The sequence below is a fragment of the Klebsiella sp. Ech2A genome, assembly GCF_030078455.1.
GTDB lineage: Bacteria > Pseudomonadota > Gammaproteobacteria > Enterobacterales > Enterobacteriaceae > Klebsiella > Klebsiella terrigena.
On record NZ_JAQGFU010000294.1, the window covers coordinates 1 to 3828 of the forward strand.

General features: G+C 61.1%; 4 protein-coding genes. 1 reads left to right on the forward strand and 3 read right to left on the reverse strand.

The features are described 5' to 3' along the window. Positions 1–1132, reverse strand: a 1132-nt coding sequence (locus tag PFH44_RS25665) for a potassium/proton antiporter (RefSeq protein ID WP_283826578.1), incomplete at its 3' end; no start/stop codon positions are given. A gap of 92 nt (positions 1133–1224) precedes the next feature. Next, complete coding sequence (gene ldcA, locus PFH44_RS25670) at positions 1225–2139, reverse strand: muramoyltetrapeptide carboxypeptidase (protein WP_283826579.1); 915 nt, start codon at positions 2137–2139, stop codon at positions 1225–1227. A 95-nt stretch (positions 2140–2234) separates the two neighbouring features. Between ldcA and emtA the strand changes: the two genes are divergently transcribed. Continuing rightward, a complete protein-coding gene (gene emtA / locus PFH44_RS25675; protein ID WP_041146166.1) occupies positions 2235–2846 on the forward strand; it encodes a membrane-bound lytic murein transglycosylase EmtA in 612 nt (203 codons plus the stop codon). Between the two features lie 91 nt (positions 2847–2937). On the opposite strand, the gene PFH44_RS25680 is transcribed toward emtA, so the two are convergent. Further along, a partial coding sequence (locus tag PFH44_RS25680; protein WP_283826580.1) for a TonB-dependent siderophore receptor occupies positions 2938–3828 on the reverse strand: 891 nt, incomplete at its 5' end.

Sequence of the window (3828 nt, forward strand, 5' to 3'; positions counted from 1 at the left end):
GCAGCAGCGAGACCAGCACCACGAAGAAGGCGACGTTGAAGAACAGGCGCGCGTTCTCAAGCCCGGCCATCATCGGGAATACGGCGAGGATAATCGGTACCGCGCCGCGTAATCCCACCCAGCTGATGAAGATGCGCTCGCGCAGGTTAAACCCGCGAAACGGCAGCAGGCCGGCGAAGACCGACAGCGGACGGGCGATAAAAATCATCCACATCGACAGCAGCAGCGCCGGGATCGCAATCGGCCACAGGTCCGACGGCGTCACCAGCAGGCCGAGCACCAGGAACATGGCGATTTGCGCCAGCCACGCCAGGCCGTCGAAGTTTTGCAGAATGCCGTGACGGTTGCGGATCGGCCGGTTGCCGAGCAGGAAGCCGCACAGATAGACCGCCAGGATGCCGCTGCCGTCCAGCGAGGTGGTGACGGCAAAAATCATAATTCCGCCGCTCAGCGCCAGCAGAGGATAGAGGCCGGCCGGCAGCACGATGCGGTTTATCATCTGCAGGAGCAGGTAGCCGCCGCCGAGGCCGATGATGATCCCGAGGCCAAACTGCTGCACGATGTGGACCGCGAACATCCAGCTGAGGCCGGTTTGGTGCTGCTGAATCATCTCGATAAGCGTGATGGTCAGAAATACCGCCATCGGATCGTTGCTGCCGGATTCGATCTCCAGCGTTGAGCCGACGCGCTCGTTGAGGCCCTTGCCGCCGAGCAGGGAGAAGACCGCCGCGGCGTCGGTGGAGCCGACAATCGCGCCGATCAGCATCCCCTCAATCAGGTTGAGATGAAATAGCCACGCCGCCATCAGCCCGGTCAGGCAGGAGGTGATCAGTACCCCGACGGTGGCCAGCGAAAGCGCCGGCCACAGCGCCACGCGAAAGGAGCTGGCCTGGGTGCGCATCCCGCCATCCAGCAGGATCACCGCCAGCGCCAGGTTACTCACCATATAGGCGAAAGGGTAGTTGTCAAAAGGGATGCCGCCGATACCGTCAACGCCCGCCAGCATGCCGATAGCCAGGAAGATGACCAGAATCGGAATGCCGAGACGTGAGGAAAAGGAACTCAATAAAATGCTACAGGTTACTAATACAGAACCCAGAATAAACAGACTAATAACCGCACCGGCATCCAATGTTCATGCACTCCTTACGCGTATGAAGACTTTGAGAAATTGACATCATATTAACCATCCGCGCGGGATCCGGAAATGTGTCACGGAAAATTTTATTCCGTCAGCACCGGATGCCCGCTCAGCGTGAGGGTGGTGGTGGCCGCATTGTTCACCAGCAGCGCCCGCGCGCCGAGCGGCAGGGTGACGGTGCGCTGCTCGTGGCCGAAATCCAGGCCGTCGATCAGCGGAATAGCGAGCTGCGCGCGCAGGTAAGCGTAGACCGCCGGTAAATCGTATCCGGCGTCGTAATCGTTGGGCGCGGCGCCGCTGAAGCTGCCGAGGATAATCGCCCGCTGGCGTGCAAGAATGCCGCTGTGCAGCAGCTGCAGCAGCATGCGCTCGACGCGGAACGGATGTTCGTTGATATCTTCCAGCACCAGAATGCCGTCGGCAATCTGCGGCAGCCACGGCGTGCCGATAAGCGAGGTGAGCATCGCCAGGTTGCCGCCCCACAGCGTGCCCTGCGCGCGGCACTCCGGACCGTCGCCGTCCCATTCGAGGGTAAACTGCGGGCTGCTCAGCGCCTGCCAGAAGTGAAATTCCGTGAACGGATCCAGCGTTTCTGCACCAAAGTTACCTGCCAGCATCGGCCCGCTGAAGGTGATTATGCTACCCTTTGCCAGCAGACCCAGCTGGATCGCCGTGAAATCACTGTGGCCGCAGATCAGCAGCGGATCCTGCCGCTGGCGCCCGGTCAGGCCCTGCCAGTCGATGTGTGGGAGCAGGCGGCTGGCGCCGTAGCCGCCGCGTACCGGCATCACGATGCGGTTGCTGCCGTCGAGGGTGACGAGCTGGTTGATATCGTCCAGGCGTTGCTGCTCAGTCCCGGCAAAGCGCTGCTGTCGGCGGGTAATGACCTGCTGGTTCATCACCTGGTGTCCTGCTTCCAGCAGACGGCTGACGCCGCGGGCCGCCGCCTGCTGGTTGGTGCAGTAGCCTGAAGGGGCGACCAGATAAAACTGAGACATGACAATTCCTTGCTAAGAATGAAAGGGTTATCATGCCGCCTGGAGCGATTATTGTCATCTCCAGGCAGCAAACTTCAGCCAATAAGGATAGATGTGTGAAATTGAGATGGTGCGTTTTTTTATTTGTGTTCCTGGCCGGCTGTAGCTCGAAACATGATTACCGCAATCCGCCGTGGAACGCCGAGGTTCCGGTGAAGCGGGCGATGCAGTGGATGCCAATCAGCGAAAAAGCCGGCGCGGCGTGGGGCGTTGATCCGCAGCTGGTGACGGCGATTATCGCCATTGAGTCCGGCGGTAATCCGACGGTAGTAAGTAAATCCGGCGCGGTTGGCCTGATGCAGCTGAAGCCTTCGACCTCCGGGCGCGATGTTTACCAGCGCATGGGCTGGCGCGGCGAGCCGTCGGTGAGCGAGCTGAAAAACCCGGAGCGCAATATTTCGATGGGCGCGGCCTATCTGAGCATTCTTGAGAACGGTCCGCTGGCCGGGATTAAAGATCCGCAGGTGATGCGCTACGCGGTGGTGGTCTCCTACGCCAACGGCGCCGGCGCGCTGCTGCGCACCTTCTCGTCGAACCGCCAGGACGCGATTGACGAGATCAATGATATGGATGCCGACGATTTCTTCGAGCACGTCGCGAAAAAGCATCCGGCGCCGCAGGCGCCGCGCTATATCTGGAAGCTGCAGAAAGCGCTGGACGCGATGTAATCATCGCCGCCTTGCGCCACTCGCGTCGCGCTTAGCGGGAGACAGAACGCGTGATTCTGTCGCCCGCAGGCGCGGCGTTTTAGACCAGAGCTTAGAAATCGTAGCCGACGGTGGCCGTCACGCTGCGCTCCGCGCCCCAGTAGCAGTTGCCGGTTCCGTAGCAGCCGGAGAGGTACTCCCGGTCGCTGAGGTTATTCGCATTCACCTGCACGAACGCCCCTTTCAGCGACGGCGACCAGACGCCGAGATCTGCCCGCACCATGGCATCCAGCAGGGTCACCGACGGCAGACGCTCGGTATTGGCATCATCCGCCCACTGTTTCCCAATGTAGCGTACCCCCGCACCGGCGCTGATCCCCGCCGGGAACTGATAGCGCGCCCAGAAGGAAGCCATCTGATCCGGCGAGAGCTGCGGCGTATTATCGTTGGTGCCGTCCCTGGTTTCCTGGAAGCGCAGGCGGTTCCAGGTATAGGAGGCGATGGTGCTCAGCTGCGGCGTAATTTGGTTACGCATCTCCAGCTCGACGCCCTGAGAGTGCACCTTCCCGGCCGGAACAAAGGTCGCGGTGGCGATATTCGGATCGCGGGTGGCCACGTCTTTCTGGGTTAAATCATAGATAGCGATACTGTACATATCGGCGCTGCCCGGCGGCTGGAACTTCAGACCCGCTTCTACCTGCTCCGCGGTCGTCGGTTTAAGCAGGGTGCCGTCGGCTCCCGGCAGCATTGCCGGGGTAATGGCCTGGCTGTAGCTCAGGTACGGCGAGAGGCCGTTTTCCAGAGCGTACAGCAGGGAGGCGCGGCCGCTGATATGGTCATCCGAACGGCGGCTCGAGGTGCCGAAGGTGTCGCTGACCTGCCGGGAAACGATGCGATCGTAGCGGCCGGAGAGATCCAGATGCCAGCGATTCCACACCATCTCGTCCTGCAGATAGAGCCCGGTTTGGTAGTAGCGGCGGTTATTGTTATCGCTGTAGGTGAC

Excerpts from the sequence above, each read along its gene's own strand:
- ldcA (WP_283826579.1), bottom strand. The coding sequence starts at position 2,139 with ATGTCTCAGTTTTATCTGGTCGCCCCTTCAGGCTACTGCACCAACCAG.